General features: G+C 45.5%; 20 protein-coding genes. All 20 read right to left on the bottom strand.

Going from position 1 to position 21715, the window contains the following annotated elements; all coding sequences use genetic code 11:
* Positions 1-168: 168 nt before the first annotated feature.
* The 20 genes from der to F0261_RS04425 all read right to left on the bottom strand — a co-directional run bounded on the left by der (position 169) and on the right by F0261_RS04425 (position 21555).
* Positions 169-1614, bottom strand: coding sequence for a ribosome biogenesis GTPase Der (gene der / locus F0261_RS04520; protein ID WP_014979823.1), 1446 nt, complete (start codon positions 1612-1614; stop codon positions 169-171).
* Positions 1615-1904: 290 nt separating this feature from the next.
* Complete coding sequence (gene bamB / locus F0261_RS04515; protein ID WP_014950164.1) at positions 1905-3164, bottom strand: outer membrane protein assembly factor BamB; 1260 nt, start codon at positions 3162-3164, stop codon at positions 1905-1907.
* Positions 3165-3208: 44 nt separating this feature from the next.
* Positions 3209-3829, bottom strand: coding sequence for a tetratricopeptide repeat protein (locus F0261_RS04510; protein WP_171337329.1), 621 nt, complete (start codon positions 3827-3829; stop codon positions 3209-3211).
* Positions 3830-3841: 12 nt separating this feature from the next.
* Positions 3842-5125 (bottom strand): histidine--tRNA ligase, encoded by a 1284-nt coding sequence (hisS, locus tag F0261_RS04505; RefSeq protein WP_171337328.1) that lies wholly within the window; start codon positions 5123-5125, stop codon positions 3842-3844.
* An 82-nt stretch (positions 5126-5207) separates the two neighbouring features.
* Positions 5208-6326 carry a flavodoxin-dependent (E)-4-hydroxy-3-methylbut-2-enyl-diphosphate synthase gene (gene ispG / locus F0261_RS04500; protein ID WP_014950167.1) on the bottom strand — a complete coding sequence of 373 codons (1119 nt, stop codon included), beginning with the start codon at positions 6324-6326 and terminating at the stop codon, positions 5208-5210.
* A gap of 8 nt (positions 6327-6334) precedes the next feature.
* The gene (locus F0261_RS04495; RefSeq protein WP_171337327.1) at positions 6335-7378 is read right to left on the bottom strand and encodes a RodZ domain-containing protein; all 1044 of its coding nucleotides are present in this window, start codon (positions 7376-7378) and stop codon (positions 6335-6337) included.
* A 6-nt stretch (positions 7379-7384) separates the two neighbouring features.
* Positions 7385-8575 (bottom strand): type IV pilus biogenesis/stability protein PilW, encoded by a 1191-nt coding sequence (gene pilW, locus F0261_RS04490; protein WP_014979827.1) that lies wholly within the window; start codon positions 8573-8575, stop codon positions 7385-7387.
* Positions 8576-8599: 24 nt separating this feature from the next.
* Positions 8600-9718 carry a bifunctional tRNA (adenosine(37)-C2)-methyltransferase TrmG/ribosomal RNA large subunit methyltransferase RlmN gene (locus F0261_RS04485; protein WP_014977032.1) on the bottom strand — a complete coding sequence of 373 codons (1119 nt, stop codon included), beginning with the start codon at positions 9716-9718 and terminating at the stop codon, positions 8600-8602.
* Positions 9719-10031: 313 nt separating this feature from the next.
* Positions 10032-10463 carry a nucleoside-diphosphate kinase gene (ndk, locus tag F0261_RS04480; RefSeq protein ID WP_012519000.1) on the bottom strand — a complete coding sequence of 144 codons (432 nt, stop codon included), beginning with the start codon at positions 10461-10463 and terminating at the stop codon, positions 10032-10034.
* A 271-nt stretch (positions 10464-10734) separates the two neighbouring features.
* On the bottom strand, positions 10735-11145 hold the full coding sequence (locus tag F0261_RS04475; protein ID WP_014950170.1) for a SufE family protein: 411 nt from the start codon (positions 11143-11145) through the stop codon (positions 10735-10737).
* Between the two features lie 59 nt (positions 11146-11204).
* Positions 11205-11738, bottom strand: a complete 534-nt coding sequence (sufT, locus tag F0261_RS04470; protein ID WP_014977033.1) for a putative Fe-S cluster assembly protein SufT — start codon at positions 11736-11738, stop codon at positions 11205-11207.
* A gap of 50 nt (positions 11739-11788) precedes the next feature.
* Positions 11789-12145 (bottom strand): iron-sulfur cluster assembly accessory protein, encoded by a 357-nt coding sequence (locus F0261_RS04465; RefSeq protein WP_014979828.1) that lies wholly within the window; start codon positions 12143-12145, stop codon positions 11789-11791.
* A 9-nt stretch (positions 12146-12154) separates the two neighbouring features.
* Entirely contained in the window at positions 12155-13372 is a 1218-nt protein-coding gene (locus tag F0261_RS04460; protein ID WP_171337326.1) for an aminotransferase class V-fold PLP-dependent enzyme, read from the bottom strand.
* Positions 13369-14625 carry a Fe-S cluster assembly protein SufD gene (gene sufD / locus F0261_RS04455; protein WP_171337325.1) on the bottom strand — a complete coding sequence of 419 codons (1257 nt, stop codon included), beginning with the start codon at positions 14623-14625 and terminating at the stop codon, positions 13369-13371. The genes F0261_RS04460 and sufD overlap by 4 nt, the downstream gene beginning before the upstream one ends.
* Positions 14622-15383 (bottom strand): Fe-S cluster assembly ATPase SufC, encoded by a 762-nt coding sequence (gene sufC / locus F0261_RS04450; RefSeq protein WP_171337324.1) that lies wholly within the window; start codon positions 15381-15383, stop codon positions 14622-14624. The genes sufD and sufC overlap by 4 nt, the downstream gene beginning before the upstream one ends.
* 3 nt (positions 15384-15386) lie before the next feature.
* On the bottom strand, positions 15387-16823 hold the full coding sequence (sufB, locus tag F0261_RS04445) for a Fe-S cluster assembly protein SufB (RefSeq protein ID WP_014979832.1): 1437 nt from the start codon (positions 16821-16823) through the stop codon (positions 15387-15389).
* 394 nt (positions 16824-17217) lie between these two features.
* A complete protein-coding gene (locus F0261_RS04440; protein WP_171337323.1) occupies positions 17218-18384 on the bottom strand; it encodes an IscS subfamily cysteine desulfurase in 1167 nt (388 codons plus the stop codon).
* A gap of 18 nt (positions 18385-18402) precedes the next feature.
* The gene (iscR, locus tag F0261_RS04435; protein ID WP_171337322.1) at positions 18403-18888 is read right to left on the bottom strand and encodes a Fe-S cluster assembly transcriptional regulator IscR; all 486 of its coding nucleotides are present in this window, start codon (positions 18886-18888) and stop codon (positions 18403-18405) included.
* A gap of 251 nt (positions 18889-19139) precedes the next feature.
* A complete protein-coding gene (locus tag F0261_RS04430) occupies positions 19140-20051 on the bottom strand; it encodes an alpha/beta fold hydrolase (protein ID WP_171337321.1) in 912 nt (303 codons plus the stop codon).
* Between the two features lie 49 nt (positions 20052-20100).
* A complete protein-coding gene (locus F0261_RS04425) occupies positions 20101-21555 on the bottom strand; it encodes an NAD(P)/FAD-dependent oxidoreductase (RefSeq protein WP_171337320.1) in 1455 nt (484 codons plus the stop codon).
* Between the last annotated feature and the right edge of the window lie 160 nt (positions 21556-21715).

Raw genomic sequence — 21715 nt, 5'->3', positions numbered from 1 at the left:
AACTTAGGTAGGCTGATTTAATGCATGCAGTATGCTGATAACGCTATAGGGACTTGGGAATGTTAACGCTGCAAAAGCTAACGTGGTAAGAAAGAGACATTACTACTTTTTTTAATAGCGGACTTGTACATCACTACGCTTATGAGCGCAGCGATGTACTTAACAAGGCTACTTTTTATCTTTGTAATAAGACATCATACGACGGCGCTTGCGTTGCTGCGCCAAGGTCAAATTAGCCTTTTTACCTTCAAACGGGTTATTGCCTTCTCTGAATTCTATCTTGATCGGCGTGCCCATAATTTCTAGCGCTTTTCTGAAATAGTTCATCAAGAAACGCTTATAAGAGCTTGGTAAGTCATCCACTTGATTACCGTGGATAACAATAACCGGTGGGTTGTAACCGCCTGCGTGAGCATACTTCATTTTAACTCGGCGACCACGCACCAGCGGAGGTTGATGGTCATCCTGAGCCATTTCCATAATTTGTGTAAGCAGCGCGGTATTAATACGCTTGGTCGCGCTCATATAGGCTTCTTGTACAGACTCAAATAAATTACCAACACCCGAACCATGAAGCGCAGAAATAAAATGAATTCGTGCGAAGTCGATAAAGCCTAAACGACGGTCCATCTCGCGCTTTATGTCGTCTTTCACGTCGGTACTTAATCCGTCCCATTTGTTTACAGCAACAACTAATGAACGTCCTGAATTAAGGACAAAACCTAATAAGCTAAGATCTTGGTCGGTAATACCTTCTCTGGCATCAATGACCAATAGCACTACGTTAGCTTCTTCAATTGCCTGAAGAGTTTTAACAATAGAGAACTTCTCTACGGCTTCACTAATTTTCTTGCGCTTTCTCACGCCCGCGGTATCTATTAGGATATATTCACGCTCATCCCTTTCCATTGGAATATACACGCTGTCACGGGTGGTGCCTGGCATGTCGAATACCACCACGCGCTCTTCACCTAAAATGCGGTTTGTCAGTGTCGACTTACCCACATTGGGCTTACCTACGATAGCAAGTTTGATAGGTAACTCTTGAAGGCGTTGACGCTGCGTTTCAGCATCCTCTTCTTCTTCAGGCTCCTCATCGACAATTTCCATGTCCGGGAAATCAGATTCAAGTGGCTTTAAGGCGTCCTGCAGCAATTGGCTAACACCACGACCGTGCGCCGCAGCAATTTGCTTAATATCACCTAAGCCTAAGGAATAAAATTCCGCACTTTCGCTATCGCCGTCAATTCCATCTACCTTGTTCGCCACAACAAACACTTTTTTGTTTATGCGTCGAAGATGATCAGCAATACCTTGGTCGGCTGGCAACATACCTGCTCTAGCGTCAACCAAAAACAATACGACATCAGCCTCTTCTATAGCTAACAAAGACTGTTGTGCCATTTCAGCATCAATGCCCTCTTCATCGCCCGTAATACCGCCGGTATCCACTACTATGAACTGGCGCTTTTCAAATTTCGCTTGGCCGTATTTACGGTCGCGAGTTAGCCCCGGATAGTCAGCAACTAGTGCATCACGGGTATTTGTAAGGCGATTAAACAAGGTTGACTTACCAACATTAGGGCGGCCAACCAAAGCAACAACGGGTAACATTTATCAGATCCTAGGGGTCATGAAAGCTAAAAAAGCACAAGCCGCATACACCATTTATTACAACTAACGTTCGGGAGCTGTATTCTCTAACGAGAGGTGAATTACTATGAGGCTTTTGAGAATGGGCGCATTATACCTTGTTCATTACCTAATACCAATGGCGTTCAATAACACGAAGAGAAACCGTCTACCCATTGATAATTGCCAAGTTTAGGCTCGAAAAAACCGCGGGGTATAAAAAAAGGCGCTTTAAGCACCTTTTCTGTTTAAATATTAGCGAAACGTCCCTGTTACTTTGGAACTTGCACCGACGCTATTACGCCATTACGTGTTACCGCTATAATCTTATCATCAACCTTCAACGGCGCAGCATAGATTGAATCATCTTCGTCATCGCCGCCAACATCTAGGCGTGCAACAACTTCACCTGTTTCTTGTTCAATCCAGTGTAGAAAGCCCCAGTTGTCACCAACAACCACATGGTCGCCTACTGGAGTAGCAGCCGTTAATGAGCGATGCTTAAGTGAACCTTGAGACCAAAGCTCTACGCCGTTTCGTCTATCAAGGGCATAAACGTTAGAGTTGTTGTCTACAACAAAAATTTTATTGCCGTCGATATTCAAATTGCGAAACGATGCATATTCACGTTTCCAAATTACACGACCTGAACGTAACTCTACAGCAGCTAATGTTCCGTTGTAAGAAACCGTATAAACCGTGCCGCCAAATAAAACAGGCGTTGTGTCGATATCAACAATACGCTCTAACTCTGTTGCACCAGAAGGCGTTGCAATTACCGTTTCCCACGCAAGTACGCCTGTTTCGATAAGATTAACCTGAATTTTACCTGTAGGAGTGCCGATGATAGCACCACCGTTAGATGCGATTGGGCCAGAAATACCACGTAATGTTAGCGGAGGAGTATCACCTTCGTGTCTCCACAACTGTTCACCAGTGCGGGTATTGAAACCAAATAAGCTACCAGCACCCGTGTTAACCACTAAGATACCTTCATCAGCTGCCGGAGCCGCTAAAATCTCACCGGGAACAGACGCATCCCAAACCAACTCTCCAGTTTCTGCATCCATTGCAGCTACATAGCCGTTTTCTGTACCAATGAATACATGTCTGTCTGCTACGGCGATACCACCAATACGAGCAGTCTCACCGCTACGCCACAAATTAGTGACTGAGCTTAGCATGCCCTCAGAGCGAAACTGTGCGAAATCTTTCTCCCACAACACTTTACCCGACTCAGGGTCCATCGCGACAACGGCGCCATGGCGATCGGCAGCATAAAGCTTGTCATAGGCATAAACAGGACGAAGACGAGAGAAGTAATGATTAACGCCATCACCAATATCGCGATCCCACACTAATTTAGGTGTGAATTTAGCCTCAATAGGCTTTAAACGACGAATTTCTAATTCTTCGTCATCTGCAAACCAGTCTGAAATAGTTGAGCAGCCAGACATTGTGATAGACACCGCGAGTGCCATACCTATCGTGCGAGCAAATCGACCTTTACGGCCACACGTGTTGTGAAACAAATTGCGTACCTCTTTATTATTTATACCAGCCCCAAGGCTTTCGCTTATTGCGCAGCAGATACCGATAGGTTATCTAACTTCATTTGTAAAAGCGGATTGTTGGCATTTTTTTCTAACGCATTTGAATAAGCTAAGCGAGCATCATCAAACTTGCCTTGTTTTTGATACACATCGCCTTTTAATTCAGAAACTTCTGCTGAAAATGCGTCATTTGTTACATTGCTAAGCGTAGACAACGCCGCGTCCAGCTGGTTCATTTCAATTTGCACACGCGACAAACGAAGTGAGGCAAGTACTTTCAATTCATCATTTTCGGCAAAGGTTACTACGCTATTTAGGTGAGAAGCAGCAGCGTCTAAATCACCAGCATCTACCGCTTGCTTAGCAGCAAGAAGGCTGGCAATGCTCGCATAACCACTGTCTTTATTATCTTCGATAAAAGCTTTAACTTTTGCGTCGCTGCCTTCTGTACCGAATGTTTCTACGGCATTTTGATAGGCAACCGATGCCGCTTCTTTAGTTTCAATTTGCGCTTCTGAATACGCTCTCCAGCCCCAAAGGCCACCTAGACCAAGCGCTGCACCCACAATAATTGCAGTACCGTGCTCTTTCCAAAAACGTTTAATCGCTTCTACTTGTTGTTCTTCTGTTGCGAACTGTTCCATGATGTCCTCTTTTTATTTTGCGCTCAGCATCTCTGCAACCTTATCAGATAAGGTATCGAAGCTGACTGTAACTTGTTCTTGACCATCGCGTAGTGGTTTAACACCTACTTCGCGAGACTGCATTTCGTCATTACCTAAAAGCAGCGCTAAACGTGCACCTGTTTTATCTGCACGCTTTAGTTGTTTTTTAAAGTTGCCGCCGCCACAGTGCATCATTATGCGTGTATTAGGAAGCGTATTTCGAAGATGTTCTGCTACCTCAATAGCGTATGACTGTGCCTCTTCGCCCATTGCTGTTACGTAAACATCTGCGAAGCTCGAGTCCTGACCTTCTTCGGTTAATGTGGTTAGCAACAGTACCAAACGTTCAATGCCCATAGCAAAACCAACTGCAGGCGTTGCTTTGCCCCCGAGTTGCTCTACCAAACCATCGTATCGACCACCGGCACACACTGTACCCTGGGCTCCCAGGCTGTCTGTTACCCACTCAAACACGGTACGGTTGTAGTAATCTAATCCGCGCACTAGACGAGGATTAATTTCAAACTCAATACCTGCTTGCGTTAAGCGCGAACACAAGGTTTCAAAATGTACTTTAGATTCTTCATCAAGATGATCGATTAGCGCTGGCGCATCGGCAATCGCAGCTTGAACATCAGGGTTCTTTGAATCGAGTACACGAAGTGGATTCGTTTCAAGTCGTCGCAGGGAATCTTCGTCGAGTTGGTCTGCACGCTGTTTTAGGAAATCAACCAGCGTATCGCGATATGCAGCACGCGCTTCATTTGAACCTAACGTATTTATTTGAAGTTTGACGTGTTGCTCAATACCAAAAGCTTTCCAAAAGCGTGCACTAAGAAGAATCATTTCTAAGTCGATGTCAGGACCGTCCATACCGTAGGTCTCTACACCGAACTGATGGAACTGACGATAACGCCCTTTTTGTGGACGTTCATGACGGAACATCGGCCCCATGTACCACAGGCGTTGCTGCTGGTTGTATAATAAGCCGTGCTCGTTTCCTGCGCGCACGCAACTTGCCGTACCTTCTGGACGCAGCGTTAAGCTGTCGCCATTTCTATCTTCGAAGGTATACATTTCTTTTTCAACGATATCGGTAACTTCACCGATAGAGCGCTTGAACAAGTCGGTGCTTTCAACGATGGGAGTACGTATTTCTTGGTAACCATAACTCGCCACAACCTGACGAAGTACAGATTCTACCTTCTGCCATGTACCGGAAATCTCCGGTAGGCAGTCATTCATGCCTCGAATTGCCTGAATAGTCTTAGCCACGTGAAATTCTCATACTGCTAAATAGTGAAAAGCCCCGCATTATAGGGGCTTTGGGAATAAACAACAATGAACAAAAAATGTCTCAGTCTTTAACCGAGACCTGAATTTTATTTTGTTCACTCATACGCGATGCTTTGGCGCGAATCTTAGCTTCAAGCTTATCCACAAGATCGTCGTTAGGAAGACGTTCTTTAACGCGCTTACCGTCTTCGTAAAGGCCGCTCATGTTACGTGCGCCAGTAAGGCCCAAATCAGATACTTCTGCTTCACCTGGGCCGTTAACCACGCAACCGATGATAGAGACATCCATTGGCGTAAGAATATCTTCCAATCGCTGCTCAAGAGCATTCACTGTGCCGATTACATCGAACTCTTGTCGTGAACAACTCGGGCAAGCAATAAAGTTTATACCGCGCGAACGAATTCGCAGTGACTTTAGAATATCAAAGCCGACCTTAATTTCTTCCACCGGGTCAGCGGCTAACGATACGCGCAACGTATCACCAATACCTTCAGCCAATAGCATACCTAAGCCAACTGCACTCTTCACAGCGCCGGCGCGCTGACCACCGGCTTCGGTAATACCTAAGTGAAGCGGCTGGTCTATTTTTTGTGCCAATAAACGATAGGCGCCAACAGCTAAGAAAACATCTGACGCTTTAACGCTGACTTTGAATTGATCAAAGTTAAGTTTGTCGAGAATATCCACATGACGCATTGCAGATTCAACCAGCGCTTCTGGCGTTGGCTCACCGTACTTCTCTTGTAAGTCTTTTTCTAACGAGCCACCGTTCACACCAATGCGGATAGGAATATTTTTGTCTTTTGCACAATCGACCACAGAGCGCACACGCTCCATATTACCTATGTTACCTGGGTTAATGCGCAGACAATCTACGCCGTATTCAGCAACCTTAAGTGCGATACGGTAGTCAAAATGAATGTCTGCAACGAGTGGCACACTCACCTGCTTTTTAATTTCTTTGAATGCTTCAGCCGCTTCCATCGTGGGCACAGATACTCGAACGATCTCGCCACCCACTGCAACAATACGGTTTATTTGATCGACGGTCGCTGCCACATCTGTGGTCCGCGTATTCGTCATAGATTGAACAGCAATGGGAGCGCCATCACCAATAGGGACGTTACCTACATTAATACGCGTAGACTTTCTGCGCTTAATAGGGCTTTCTGCAAACATCTAATTACCTATAAAGGAAGTGCGAAGCGAGCTGTTTTACCGTTTTGGTATGAAGAAATATCAACAGACTCGCCGTTAACTGATATGCGCACATTATCCGGTGCACCGAGCGTAACTTCAACAGGAGGAACGCCTTGAATTTCCATAACTCGTCCTTTTAGCTTTACCCCATAGGCAATAGCTTCTCCAGACGCGTCTTTTATATTAACCCAACAGTCATCGTCGAAAGTGAAAACCATAGTAATTGGCGCTGCATCAGACTGACTATTCACATTAAGGTGGGGTTGGGGTTGGGGTTCGTTACTACTCGCAGAATTAACCAGAGCGGTTAGGTTATTGCTATCATTTACCTCTGTATCGGGTGCTGAGATTGCACCATCATTCAAACTACCGTCTTGGTTAAAACCGCTATCTTGGTCGCTGAACGCACCGCTGGTTTCTGAGCTTGTACTATCGCTCACGCCCGTGTCTAGCTGATTGTTTCCAGCCGTATCACCCTGCGACGACGAGGCGTCAGTAGTAATATTGTCGGTATCTGTGCCCGCCGATGGGACAGGCGTATTAGCGGCTTCTCGCTTAACAGCCTCACTAAGTGGCAGTTCAGCTACCGTGTCGTCACTAGGCTGTTGATACCACCACACGACAACGGCGGCAATGATAAGAAGTAAAATAACATAAGTTACCATCATCCACCTGTCATCGTGTGTCTGTTTTGCGACACGCTTTGAAAAGCTCTGTAATTTCTCGGAAGATGGCACAGATGTTTGATTGTGGAAGCGTTCGAATGCCTCAATAACTTCTTGAGAATTCATGCCTAATTGCTTGGCATAATTTCTCACGTATCCTTTTGTAAAAGTCACCGAAGACTTTTCATCAATGACATCATTTTCTAAATCATTGATTTGTTTGGCTTTCAAAAATAATTTATCAGCAATATCTTGTTGAGACAAACCTAGCGTTTCACGGCGCGCTTTTAGCATTGCCCCTGGACTTGGCGTGTTTTCTTGTTGTTGCGAAGTAACTTCTTGATTCGCTTTTTCTTCCGACACCATTAAACCTTATTCCTCCTGCATACTCGGTGGTACTAACCAAAGCGTCTGACCAGCAATAATAGCGCCAGTATTTTCAAGGTTATTCCACTCTTGCAGTGTTGCCATTTTGATATTGTGCAATAAAGAAATACGATATAAGTTTTCACCTTCTTTTACTACATGGAATTTATCACTTTGCACAGATAATTCAGTATTTTGTGCTTTTTCTGGTGTGTTTGCTGTAGCTGTAGGAGCGTTATCGGTGTTATTGCTCTGAGATTGACGCTGAGCGTCGTTGTCTTGGGCGACGCTCTTTTCATTTTCTTTATCGTTTGATGATGATTGTGCAAGCCCACCGGTATTTGCTTGGTTTTCGCTTATTTGTGTTTCAGAATCGTTTGGCTGTGTAGATTTGACGGTTTTAACCACTTTGTTTTGCATACTTTCACGTTGCACTAAGTAACGTTTAGTAAGCTCACTTTCAGGGAACAATGACATCATCATTTCGCCATAACCCTTTGCAGTCTCTAGGTCCCCTTTCCCTTTGGCTATTTCATAAGCTAACCACAATGAATCAGGCGTAACTTTGGCAACACGTTCGTATTTTCGTAACGTAGATTCAGCCAGTTCCCATTGTTCTGAAACCGTGTAAAGTTCACTGAGTAAGAATAGGCTTTTGCCCCTGGCAGGCTGATGTTTTAATGCGTCTTGAAAATAGCCGATCGCTTCATCTAGCTTACCTTGACTTTGCGCGCACAAAGCCAAGTTCTCGTAGGTTTGCGCTGCGTTAGCGTAAAGCCTGTTATTTATAGCATCAAAGAAATACGCTTTGGCTTTTTCGTATTCGCCGTTTTGGCACTTAAACGCGCCATAACTGTTGGCAATATCGCCATTATTAGGCGCTAGGTCGATAGCAGTTTCATAGTACTCTTCCGCTCGAAGGTTATCGCCCACCAGCTGATAGTAATATGCCATAGCGAACTGAACGTCTGCAGAGCGTGGATTAAACTCAAGCGCTTTATCGAGGTTCTTTTTTGCCTGCGTGTAGTTGTTATTTTGAAGGTAGGTAAGACCAAGGGACATGCGTGTTTTGGCGGCTTCTTCGTGATCGAAGTTACCGCCATACAACCCTGACTGGCTATTACTGACACAGCCAGAAGTGAAAATAATCGCGCTTAAAAAGCCAATTTTAAGTGAAGTTCGCAATCCCGCAACCATAGTCTTACCCTAATATCTTAATGATTATTGGGCCATTTTTACTGAAATTGCTTCGCCCTTCACCTGTTTTTTTAACATTCTTTTCGTTCTGTCTACCACATCACCCACTAATTGACCGCATGCTGCGTCGATATCATCACCTCGCGTTTTACGCACAACGGTTGTAAACCCATATTCCATAAGCACTTTTGCGAATCTATCAATACGCGAATTGCTTGAACATGTATAAGGCGAACCCGGGTAAGGGTTAAATGGTATTAAGTTTATTTTACTAGGTGTGTCTTTCAATACCTTTGCCAACTGGTGCGCTTGTTCAGTGCTGTCATTGATGTTTGAAAGCATAACGTATTCTACCGTCACACGGCCTTGGTTCGCTTTAGATTTGGCCAGATAACGACGTACGCCTGCTAAGAAGGCTTCGATATTGTACTTCTTATTGATAGGCACGATCTCGTTGCGCAACTCATCGGTGGGTGCGTGTAATGAAATAGCTAACGCTACGTCTATTTGGTCACCCAACATATCTAGCGCTGGAACCACGCCAGATGTACTTAGCGTAACGCGGCGTTTAGACAGGCCGAAACCGAAATCATCCAGCATAATATCCATTGCTGGTACAACGTTTTTAAGGTTAAGCAGTGGCTCACCCATGCCCATCATTACTACGTTAGTGATAGGGCGTTTGCTTGAGTCTTTTGAAAGACCAAGGAAAGTAGCTACACGCCACACCTGACCAATAATTTCACTCACGCTTAGGTTACGGTTGAACCCCTGTTGCGCAGTTGAACAGAAAGTACACTCTAGCGCGCAACCTACCTGTGATGACACGCAAAGCGTTGCACGGTCAGTTTCTGGGATCCAAACAGATTCAACTTCCTGACCACCTTCAAGGGTAAGTGCAAACTTAATAGTGCCGTCGCTCGCTTCTTGAAAGTATGCAATTTCAGGCGCTTTAATTTCGCAATTTTCAATGAGCATCGCGCGAAGGTTTTTATTGAGGTTACTCATTTCCTCGAAATCGCTGATACCGTGCTGGTAAATCCATTTCATCACCTGATCGGCACGAAACGGTTTCTCGCCCATTTCTTTGAAGAAATTGCGCAAGCCTTCGCGATTTAAGTTTAATAAGTTAGTTTTTGCCATGAATAAAATGACCCTTTTACCTTCGAGGGATGCCCCTCTTACTGCTGAATACGGTGTAAAAACCAGCGATTCGACTATGTCTTGAACGACATTTAAGAAAAAGAAAATCGCTGATTAAAATTTGCGCGGATTTTACCACAGATGAGATTTGAGAAAAAGCCGATTTAACGCAGAGAAACGTTAAGTTTGGCAATGCGCGAGAAGCGTGGTTTAGCTTGCCTAAATGAGCGCCGAGCAAAGCGGCATAAAGCGTGCTCAGACGCTCAGAAACAAAAAACGGGGCTTATAGCCCCGTTTGTCTACCTATGTAATCTTAGCGAGTACGTGGGCAGATTTCTTCTTCAGAGAAGAAGTAAGCAATTTCACGTGCTGCTGACTCAGGTGCGTCAGAACCGTGAACTGCGTTTTCGTCGATTGACGCAGCGTAGTCTGAACGTAGTGTACCTGCAGCTGCATCAGCTGGGTTAGTTGCGCCCATGATTTCACGGTTAGCTAGAACTGCGTTTTCGCCTTCTAGTACTTGAACCATAACAGGACCAGACGTCATGAAGTCTACAAGTGCGCCGAAGAAAGGACGCTCTTTGTGTTCTGCATAGAAGCCTTCTGCTTGCTCTTTGCTCATGTGGATCATCTTAGATGCCACGATGCGAAGACCTGCAGATTCGAAACGGTTGTAAATTGCACCGATTACGTTTTTAGCTACCGCATCAGGCTTGATAATCGAAAAAGTACGCTCAAGAGCCATGTTCTCTCTCCAAACAAATAGTGTGTGTATCTTTAAAATTTTGGCCGCGAATTATAGGCAATAAATAGCAGCTTGACCAGAGCCTTTATCAAATCAGATATAAAGTACTGTTTTTATGCGCAAATGTAGAGAAAGGTTAGCCTGTTGGCGATGACAATATGATGACAGCGTACAGATTATTTTGCACAGAACTAATTATCGAGGACTCACCTGCCCCACTGCCTTTACTATGAAACCCTAAAACGGCTTAAAGAAACCAACGCTTAAAAAATTAAGCGTTGGCTTTTGCTAATTCTTGAATTTTACCCACGATGGCGCGTAAGCCATTACCGCGGGTTGGCGTTATATGACGCTCTAGGTCTAGTGCTTCAAAATAGCCGTCGATATCAAACGCTAAAATATCTGTTGGCGTTTTGTCATTATAAGCGGCAAGTACTAACGCAAGCAGCCCTTGAACGATAACTGCATCGCTGTCTACGTCAAAGTTGATTTTATTGCCGTCGTAAGACTCCACCAGCCAAACGCTGCTCTGACACCCTTTGACCAAACGCTCGGGTGTTTTAGCATCTTCAGGCAAGCCCGGAATAGATTTCCCTAAATCAATGATGTACTGATAACGCTGTTCCCAATCGTCGAAGAACGCTAAATCATCAATAATTTCGTCACTGCTAGGTAGTTGCATTGCTATTTCCGCTTAATTTGTTTGAAAAATTGTGTGATTAAATTTCACTGTGTGGATGATTAGAAGAACAGACCTGCTTCAAGCTGTGCTTCTTCACTCATCATATCACGGGACCATGCAGGGTCGAATACAAGCTCTACGTTAACGTTTTTAACATGGGGAACCATGGCAACGCGATATTCAACGTCGCCAACCAATACTGGGCCCATGCCGCAGCCTGGTGCGGTCAGGGTCATATCAATATTGACGCTGCTAGTATCTTGATCAATTTCCACTTTGTAGATAAGACCAAGAGATACGAGATTGATAGGGATCTCAGGGTCAAAGATAGTTTCTAACGCGTCCCACACTTGCTGTTCGCTTATGTTTCCGTCTTCTGGCGCGTCAAAGCTCAGAGTCATCGCTTTTCGGCCAATAGCACCTGCATCAGTACCATCGATGCGGTACATGTTGCCACGCCACGTTACCGTATAGTTACCACCGAGCTCTTGGGTGATATTCACAAACTCGCCTTCAGGGATCACGGTAGGATTGCCCGCTGGAACCAAGCGCGCTTTACAGTCGCGCTCGGTGGTCACCATTTTTTGCTTCATAAACTACTTAGTACTCTTTGTTCTACCACTGATGGCCTTTGACGTGGCACTTAGCCAACGTTAAAGCTTTCACCGCATCCGCACTCATCAACCACGTTCGGGTTGTTGTATTTAATGACGCCGTTCACACCTTCTGTAACGTAATCAATTTCGGTATTACGCAGTAGGTCGGTGGCATCTGCAGCCACGGCTACGTTAAGTACTGGCGAAATTTCAACAATTTCGTCGTCGGCTTGCGCACTATCTGCGAAATCAAGCACATAGGCGTAACCTGTACAGCCGCTTACTTTTGTCGATAAACGAATTAACTGACCAGGCTTGTCTTTAAGCTTACTTTCGAAATGCTTAACGGCACTGTCAGTTAGCGAAATGAGTTTTGTACTAGGTACGAAAGTTTCAACACTCATAATGCCTCCTTAGGCCAACATCATTTTTGCTTTTTTAAGCGCAGCAAATAGGCTGTCTACTTCTTCAAGCGTATTGTAAATTGAGAACGACGCACGGGCAGTACCCGGAATTCCAAAGCGCTTCATTAGCGGCTGTGCACAGTTATCACCGGTACGGATCGCAACGCCTTGTCTATCAAGAATGAAACCCACGTCCGCCGGGTGCGCACCTTCCAGTAGAAAGCTCAGCACGCCTACCTTGTTAGGTGCTGTACCGATTATCCGCATACCGTCAAACGCTTCGGCCTGCTCGGTAGCATAGGCAAGCAGCTTTTGTTCATGTTCATGCAAAGCATTGACATCAAGGGCACTAAACCAATCTACTGCAGCGCCCATACCAATGGCACCTGCGATGTTTGGCGTGCCAGCTTCTAAGCGATTTGGCAACGCCCCCCATGTGGCTTCATGGTAGGTCACGTCTTTGATCATCTCGCCGCCTACCTGCCAAACAGGCCAGGTTTCTAGCACCTCTTTTTTGCCCCACAGACAGCCAATGCCTGTTGGACCGAATAGCTTGTGGCCTGAAAATGCATAAAAATCACAGCCAATCTCTTGTACGTCAACACCGCCATGAGCAATGCCTTGTGCGCCATCAACCAGCACCCATGCGCCTACCGCTTTCGCTTTTTCAGTAAGCAGTTTAATTGGGTTCACCGTACCTAGTGCATTCGATACGTGAGGAAACGCCACTAGCTTAGTGTTTTCAGACAGCAGTCTATCGAAAGCGTCTACGTCTAACTCTCCGCTGTCAAAAATAGGCACCACATTTAGCGTTGCACCAGAGCGGCGACACGCTTGTTGCCAAGTAACCAAGTTTGCGTGGTGCTCAAGCTCAGTCACCATCACTTCGTCACCTTCGCTTAGTAGCTGTCCAAGACCATTGGCGACTATATTGATGGCTTCTGTTGTGCCCGACGTCCAAATAACTTCTTCACGCGCTTTCGCATTAATGAACTTTGCAACGCTGGTACGTGCATTTTCGTAACGGCGCGTGGCTTCATCTGATAAATGGTGCGCACCGCGGTGCACGTTTGCATTCGTCCCCGTGTAAAAATCTACTAAGGCGTCGATAACGGCCTGAGGTTTTTGTGTTGTTGCCGCATTATCTAGGTAGACCAACGGCTTGCCGTCTACCGTTTTAGATAAAATAGGAAACTGGGCACGAAGTGCTGCAACGTCTAAGCTCATTTCACCTCCATTTGGGCGAAGCGCTCACTTAAAATTGGTGCTAGCCATTCACGGACTGCTGCATTGGGCACGTCATTTATAAGCTTTTGAATGAAGCCAAAGTTGAGCATTACCAGTGCTTTACTGCGAGAAACGCCGCGAGTAAGCATGTAATACAAGGCTTCTTCTTCAATTTCAGCAACCGTTGCACCGTGAGCACATTTTACGTCATCAGCATAAATTTCAAGCTCAGGCTTGGTGTTGATAACGCCACGGCGAGATAGCAACAAGTTGCGGTTATTAAGTTCAGCCAAGGTCTTTTGCGCGTCACGATGAATATGAATGCGACCATTAAACACAGCACGTGCTTTATCGCCTACAATCCCACGCGCGTTTTCTTCTGTTGTGCCATTAGGCATCGCGTGCTCAATGGTGGAGTGAAGGTCAAATAACTCGCCTTCCGCCAGAAGATAAATGGCATTCATTTTCGCATTGGCAAATTCGCCGGCGTGATGGATGTCTACATCTAAACGGGAAAGCTCACTTCCATAGCCCACCATGGTGCTGTTAAGCGTGGTGCGGTTATGAAGTTTGAAGTGGCTGCCGCCTAATTGCTTAGCTTTGCCAGTAAACATAGCAAAACGATAGTGTTCTAGATGTGCATCATCAGCAAGGTCATATTCAGCAAACGCTGTGGTTAAACTTTCAGTATCGCCAAAACCTTGCTCGATAACCGTAGCGCTTGCGCCTTCAGCGACCTTCACCACCACACGCGTATGAGCATCAACATTTTGCGACGCCATGTTCACGATGCGCACTGGCGTGTCGATTTTCGCGCCTGCTTCAACATTAATAAATATACCGTGTTGGCACAGCGCATCGTTAACTAGGCCAAACATATGACGGGTTGGCTTAACTTGACCGTATACACTGCTGATCGCTTGCTGCGTGGCAGTATCATCATTATTAAGCGACGTGATGCTCATGCCCGCTGGCACATCTAGCGTGTTAACCTGCGTGACCAAGACACCGTCTACAAATACAAGGTCGACAGCATTTAGGTTATCGATAGCGGGTACCGGTAAACTGTCTGCCTGAACCGCTTGCTTAGCTTCACGCTTTTCAACGGGTGTTAGCGGCGTAAAACGCCAGCTTTCGTTTCTACGGGCTGGCCAACCATCGGCTTTTAACTTTTCTAAGGCCTGCTGACGCACGGGCGCTAGGTAATCGGAGATTTGCGCCGCATCAATGACCTGTTCTAGCCATTGACTCATGCTTCAGCCTCCTCGTACGCTTTACCTAGGAATGCGTATCCGCTCTTCTCTACTTCTAGCGCTAGTGACGCGTCACCGCTTTTCACGATTTTGCCATCGGCAAGAATGTGAACAAAGTCAGGCTTGATGTAGTCTAGAAGACGCTGGTAGTGGGTAACAACAATGAAGCTACGCTCACCGTCGCGCTGGCTGTTAACGCCATCGGCAACAACCTGAAGTGCGTCAACGTCAAGGCCAGAGTCTGATTCATCAAGAATACAAAGCTTTGGCTCTAGCAAAATCATTTGCATGATTTCGTTACGCTTCTTCTCACCACCAGAGAAACCTTCGTTTACACCTCGCTTCAAGAAATCCAATGGAAGCTGTACTTGCTTGCACGCTTCTTTTGCTTTCTTTAAAAACTCAGCAGCAGTTAACGGCTCTTCGCCGCGCTGTTCGCGCATAGCGTTAACTGACTCTTTCATGAATTCCATATTGCTTACGCCAGGAATTTCAACTGGGTACTGGAACGCAAGGAAAAGGCCTTCACGGGCACGCTCTTCTACTTCAAGCTCTAATAGGTCTTTACCGTTAAGCGTGGCTTCGCCTTCGCTCACTTCGTAACCATCACGACCAGATAGGACGTAGCCTAGTGTACTTTTACCGGCACCGTTGGGGCCCATGATAGCGTGTACTTCACCAGGTTTAACTTCAAGGTTAAGACCTTTAATGATGTTTTTCTCTTCCACGCTGGCATGTAAATTCTTGATATTAAGCATTGATTACCCCACTGAACCTTCAAGACTAATTTCGAGCAGCTTGCCGGCTTCTACGGCAAATTCCATTGGCAGCTCTTTGAATACTTCTTTACAGAAACCGTTAACAATCATAGAAACGGCCTTTTCTGTGTCTAAGCCACGTTGCTGACACAGGAATAATTGTTCGTCGCTCACCTTCGATGTAGTTGCTTCGTGCTCAACAATGGCTGAAGGGTTGCGGCTTTCGATATACGGGAATGTGTGCGCGCCACATTTGTCACCGATAAGTAGCGAGTCACACTCGGTGAAGTTACGTGCTCCGTCTGCGCGAGGGCCCATTTGAACCAGCCCGCGATAGGCGTTATTGCTGTTACCCGCTGAGATACCTTTAGAGATGATGGTCGACTTGGTATTTTTACCCACGTGGATCATCTTAGTACCGGTATCAGCCTGCTGGCGACCACGTGTTAGCGCTACTGAGTAGAATTCACCTACACTGTTGTCGCCTTTAAGTACACAGCTTGGGTACTTCCACGTAACCGCAGAGCCGGTTTCAACCTGCGTCCACGAGATTTTGGCATTAGTATGCGCTACACCACGTTTTGTCACGAAGTTGTAGATACCGCCTTTACCGTTCTCGTCACCTGGGTACCAATTCTGTACCGTTGAGTATTTAATTTGCGCGTCATCCATTGCCACTAGCTCAACCACTGCCGCATGCAGCTGGTTTTCATCTCGCTGTGGCGCGGTACAACCTTCAAGGTAGCTTACATAGCTGCCTTCATCAGCAACAATCAAGGTACGCTCGAACTGACCGGTGTTCATTTCGTTAATACGGAAATAAGTAGAAAGCTCCATTGGGCAACGTGTGCCTTTTGGAATATAAACGAATGAACCGTCAGTAAATACGGCGCTATTAAGCGCAGCAAAATAGTTATCTGTGCGCGGCACTACCGAACCAATGTATTTCTTTACAAGGTCTGGATACTTCTGAAGCGCTTCAGAAATTGGGCAAAAGATCACTCCAGCTTCTTCAAGCTTATCGCGGAACGTAGTAACAACCGATACCGAGTCGAATACCGCATCTACCGCAACGCCTGCCAGCATTTCCTGCTCGTGCAGCGGAATACCCAGCTTTTCGTAGGTGCGAAGTAGTTCAGGGTCAACTTCATCTAGCGATTTAGGCTTGTCTTTCATACTCTTTGGTGCCGAGTAATAAGAAATGGCCTGATAATCGATTTTCGGATAGTCGACATGCGCCCAATCAGGCTCTTCCATTTCTAGCCATGCATGATAAGACTTCAAACGCCATTCAAGCATCCATTCAGGCTCGTTTTTCATTGCTGATATGCGGCGGATAACCGACTCGTCCAGGCCGCTTTCAAACGTTTCCGATTCGATTTCTGAATAGAAACCCGCATCGTACTTTCTTTCTAACGCCTGTTCGATCTGTTCACTCATGTTGGGATCTCACTTGTTTGCCTGCATTTGCTGCCACTAACCTTTCTATTTAACTGGCAAATAAATCACCCCACGGTCTTGGTAATTTATATCGACTTTCAACTTCAACAACGTCATTTATTTGGGTTTACGCCCAAAAGAGTTGCCAAAACTGCCAGTTACATTGCGGACAGCCTAAAATTTTGGTGCCGTAGTATATAATACCCGACTATTTCACTCAAATATTCAGCCATTAATTTATGGCCACTTACGCGTTTTAAACGCTGCTTAAAGGTCAATTTCCTTCAAACGCGCATTAATTTTCTTCCACATTCACTAAAATAAAAAAGAATGCGCTAACACTAACTACGCTTTGCCTACTACAAAAACCCGCGCCCAACGACGGTATAGGCGTTTATGCTGAAACCGCTTGGCGTAGTCTTGTGGTTACATCCACTACTTTTTGTATTACGTAATCGATGTCTTCTTGGGTCGTAAAACGCCCAACGCTGAATCTAATACCTGCATGCGCCAATTCATTACTACGGCCAATCGCTTTTAGCACATACGAGGGCTCTAGACTCGCTGATGTACATGCCGACCCTGATGATACAGCAATATCATTTAAGCCCATCATCAAGCTTTCACCGTCTACACCCGCAAAGCTCACATTTAAAATACCCGGGATACGCTGTGTGGCGTGCCCATTTAAATAGATATCGTCGAGCTGTTGAAGGCCTTGCCACAGCGATTCACGCAGCGCTAATATGCGCGCACTATCCTCTTCCATTTTTGAAGAGGCTAGCGCGATGGCTTCACCCATTCCAACAATTTGGTGGGTGGCTAATGTACCCGACCGCATGCCGCGCTCGTGGCCACCGCCATGAATTTGTGCCACCAGATTGATTTTGGGACGGCGACGCACATATAGCGCCCCCATACCTTTCGGGCCGTATATCTTATGCGCCGAAATAGACAGCATATCTATAGGAAGCTCAGCTAAATCAATGGCAATTTTGCCCACACTTTGCGCACCATCAACATGAAAAAGAACGCCTTTATCACGACAAAGCTGGCCAATAGCTTGAATGTCTTGAATAACGCCAAGTTCATTGTTCACATGCATCACCGACACCAAAATAGTGTCGTCTCGCAACGCGTTTTCGAGATCATTTAAATCAATTAAACCGTTTGGTGATACTTCAAGATAGGTAACCTCAAAGCCTTGGCTTTGTAAGTACTCACAGGTATCTAACACCGCTTTGTGTTCGGTATTAACGGTAATGATATGTTTGCCTTTATTGGCATAACCTTGGGCAACGCCTTTTATTGCAAGGTTGTTCGATTCAGTGGCCCCCGAAGTAAAAACAATTTCTCTAGGGTCGCAATTAATCGCGTCGCTGATTTGATTTCTAGCAACATCAACCGCTTCTTCTGCCATCCAGCCGAAGCGATAACTACGAGAAGCTGGGTTACCAAAGTTGCCATCCAGCGTTAGGCATTTTGCCATTGCCTCGGCCACACTTGGGTCTACCGGTGTTGTTGCTGCGTAATCTAAATAAATGGGTGTTGATAAAGCCATGCGTTACTCAATACCAATTTAAAGTTGAATACTAACTTCGATATCTTTGGTGATATGACGAAGTGATGCATTACCGTCTTGGCGGTCGGCTACTTCTTGCACATCACGCTTTACCATTAATTCGCCAAGCGTGATTGAATTTAGAAACGCCGCAATGCGATCACTTAGGTCTTGCCACAAGCTGTGCGTGAGACAGCGATCACCACCTTGACAGTCTGCTTGTCCTTGGCAACGTGTCGCATCAATGGACTCGTCGACGGCGCGAATGACTTCGCCTATCGCAATTTTGCTTGCTTCACGGCCTAACAAATAGCCGCCGCCAGGCCCGCGAACACTGTCCACCAATTGCTCTTTACGCAATCGAGAAAAAAGCTGTTCAAGGTAAGATAAAGAAATTTCTTGTCGTTCTGAAATGTCGGCAAGAGGCACTGGACCACGCTTTGAATGCAAAGCGACATCAAGCATTGCGGTAACCGCATAGCGCCCTTTAGAAGTGAGTTTCATTGGATTCTCCCGCCGTTTTGTAGTGCGGGAATTTTCACATACCTGACTAAAATGGTCAAGTATAAGACCCAGTAAATTAGTCAGGTATTATTGATTCGAGTAATCGCTTTTCTATATCAAGGCTTTCGTTTCAGTTAAGCCCCATCCAAATAAGCACTAATAGACGATAATAGACGCCAAATTTGCGTGGTCTACGCTAAATGCTTAGAAATCGTTTATTCTGCAGATAAATGATAACGTCGACTATAAGCCTATTTGTTCGCATTTAAGTGAATATGAGCAAGAATACTGTCTGCTATCCGATGTGATTGGACGGTATCTATTTGATGGCGCAACCCACGCAGTACTTGATGTTTAGCACCTGATATAGCTCTGGCTGTTGCTACACCGCCACTGGGATGCACCATGCGATCAACATCTCCGTGTATCACTAATGTTGGGGCTTTGACATTTTGAAGCATTGGCGTTCGGTCGCCGGATTTCATAATAGCACCGATTTGCCGGAACATCGCTTTTGCATCACTTTTGCCACCATTGCGCTGCCATGCCAAACGCGCATACTGATGCCATTGATTTACGGCTCCCTTTGCAGCTACATCGCCAATATGCGTCATCATTGCTTGGTAGTTTTTAACTGCGTCTTTTTCACTTGTTGGTGCTTTTGCTCTTGCTAAACGCCATAACGTTGAATACGACGGTTGACCGACTTTTCGACTCCCAGTGGTAGAAAAAATAGACGTCATAGATATCACTTTTTCAGGATGCAGACTTGCAAGAGTCTGTGCAATCATCCCTCCCATAGACATTCCTGCGATATGTGCGCTTGATATATTTAGCGCCTCTAACAACTGTGCAGTATCTTCAGCCATCCGTTCAAGTCCATATGCACCTTTCGGCGACCTTCCTCTTAACTGCTGTAATAGGCTGGGATGCGGTGTGTCGCTGCGTACTGACCTTCCTGCATCACGATTGTCAAAGCAAATAACGCGAAATCCACTAGCAACTAAACGCTCAATAAGCGCGCTTGGCCAATAAACCAACTGAAGACCTAAACCCACAATAAGTACAATGGTATCGGTATTTCCGACACCATGTTCGGCATAGCAAAACCTATCACCGCTTTTAAGCGTTACGTATTGCTCATGATGCTGGGCTAAACTCATTTAAAGCTCTCGTGATTTAATAAAAGTAAGTGTGCGTCTATTGAAATTTCTATTCAAACTTAAGCGCTGGATCGTCTACACGGCCTTTCCGAAAAATTTTCACATCTTGTGCATAATTGAACGACATAGACCATGGAAACTGCATGCCTTGACGTGGCAACTGTTCTAAAGAGCGTTGGATGTAGCCAGCGCCAAAGTTTAGCAACGGTTGTGTTTCCATATTCGGGTCTGCTACAGGTGTACACTGTGTAAAGCCGTGCTCTTCCATATGATTGAGCAATCGCGTGAAATGTTCACATAAAAGGCCAATTTTTAGTGTCCACGATGAAGCTGTATAACCCACCGCGATAGCAAAATTAGGCACGCCACTGAGCAACATACCTTTATACGTAACACATTCTGGAAGCGAAACAGCTTCACCATCAATTTTTGGCACTATCCCTCCTAAAGGCAGAAGGTTTAATCCAGTGGCTGTTACTATAATATCTGCTTCAATATGCTGGCCCGAATCAAGTTTAATGCCCGTTTCAGTAAACGTATCTATAGTATCTGTTGCAACCGACGCCTTACCTTTCGAAATTGACTCGAATAAATCCCCACCCGGAACTGCACACAGTCGCTGCTCCCAAGGATTGTAAGGTGGGTTAAAGTGTATATCCACTGGATACCCTTCGGGTAACATTTTTGCATTAAGACTGCGTATTATTTTGCGCGCACGATGCGGAAAGCGCTGACTAAATGCGTACACCCAACGCTGTTTCGCTATGTTAAACCAACGCGCAGCTTTAAACGCTGTATCCTCGCTAAACCACGCGCGTAAATGTTTTGCGATTGGATCATCTACGGGAACAGGTAATACGTAGGATGGCGTTCTTTGCAGCATAGTCACGTGCGATGCGCTTTTCGCTAGTGCGGGAACCAGCGTTACCGCCGTTGCACCGCTTCCGATTACCACTACGCGTTTGTTTTCGTAGTCCAGATCTTCAGGCCAATGCTGTGGATGTACAATCTGACCGTTAAATTGTGTTTGCCCTTTGAAATGTGGTGCATAACCTTTATCGTATCGATAATAACCCGATGCGTTAAATATCCATCTGGCGGCAATGTGCTCATGCTGCCCACTCTCTTCTGACTTTAACGTAACCCGCCAATAGTTTTTATCGCTTTGCCAATCTATATCTACCACACGAGTTAAAAAACGTATGCGCTCTTTAATACCGTTTTCAGCCGCAGTTTCTTCGACGTAAGCCTTTATTGAACGACCATCAGCAATGGCCTTTTTCTCTTTCCAAGGTTTAAATTCGTAGCCGAAGGTGAATAAATCAGAATCTGAGCGTATTCCCGGGTATTTGAATAAATCCCATGTACCACCCAAATCACTGCGGGCCTCTATAATAGAATATGAAAGGTCAGGACATTTTTTTTGAATGTGGTAGGCGCAGCCGATACCCGAAATTCCGGCTCCAACAATTAGTACGTCGAGTAATGGCGCTGTTTCTTGCATAACGTCCCTGAAAAGTGATGTTCAACCTTTCATCTCAATGTATGTTGGCGTTATGCATGAGTCAATGTGCTTGTTAACTTTTTGTAAAAATAAGCCTTTATGAACTTTACTATATAAGGGTGAAGGCTCTCGGCCTTAGCACCCGAAAATAGTATGCGGA

The sequence above is a fragment of the Alteromonas sp. 07-89-2 genome (assembly GCF_013113925.1).
In the GTDB taxonomy this organism is placed as follows: domain Bacteria; phylum Pseudomonadota; class Gammaproteobacteria; order Enterobacterales; family Alteromonadaceae; genus Alteromonas; species Alteromonas macleodii.
This window is presented reverse-complemented; position numbering and strand designations above follow the sequence as displayed.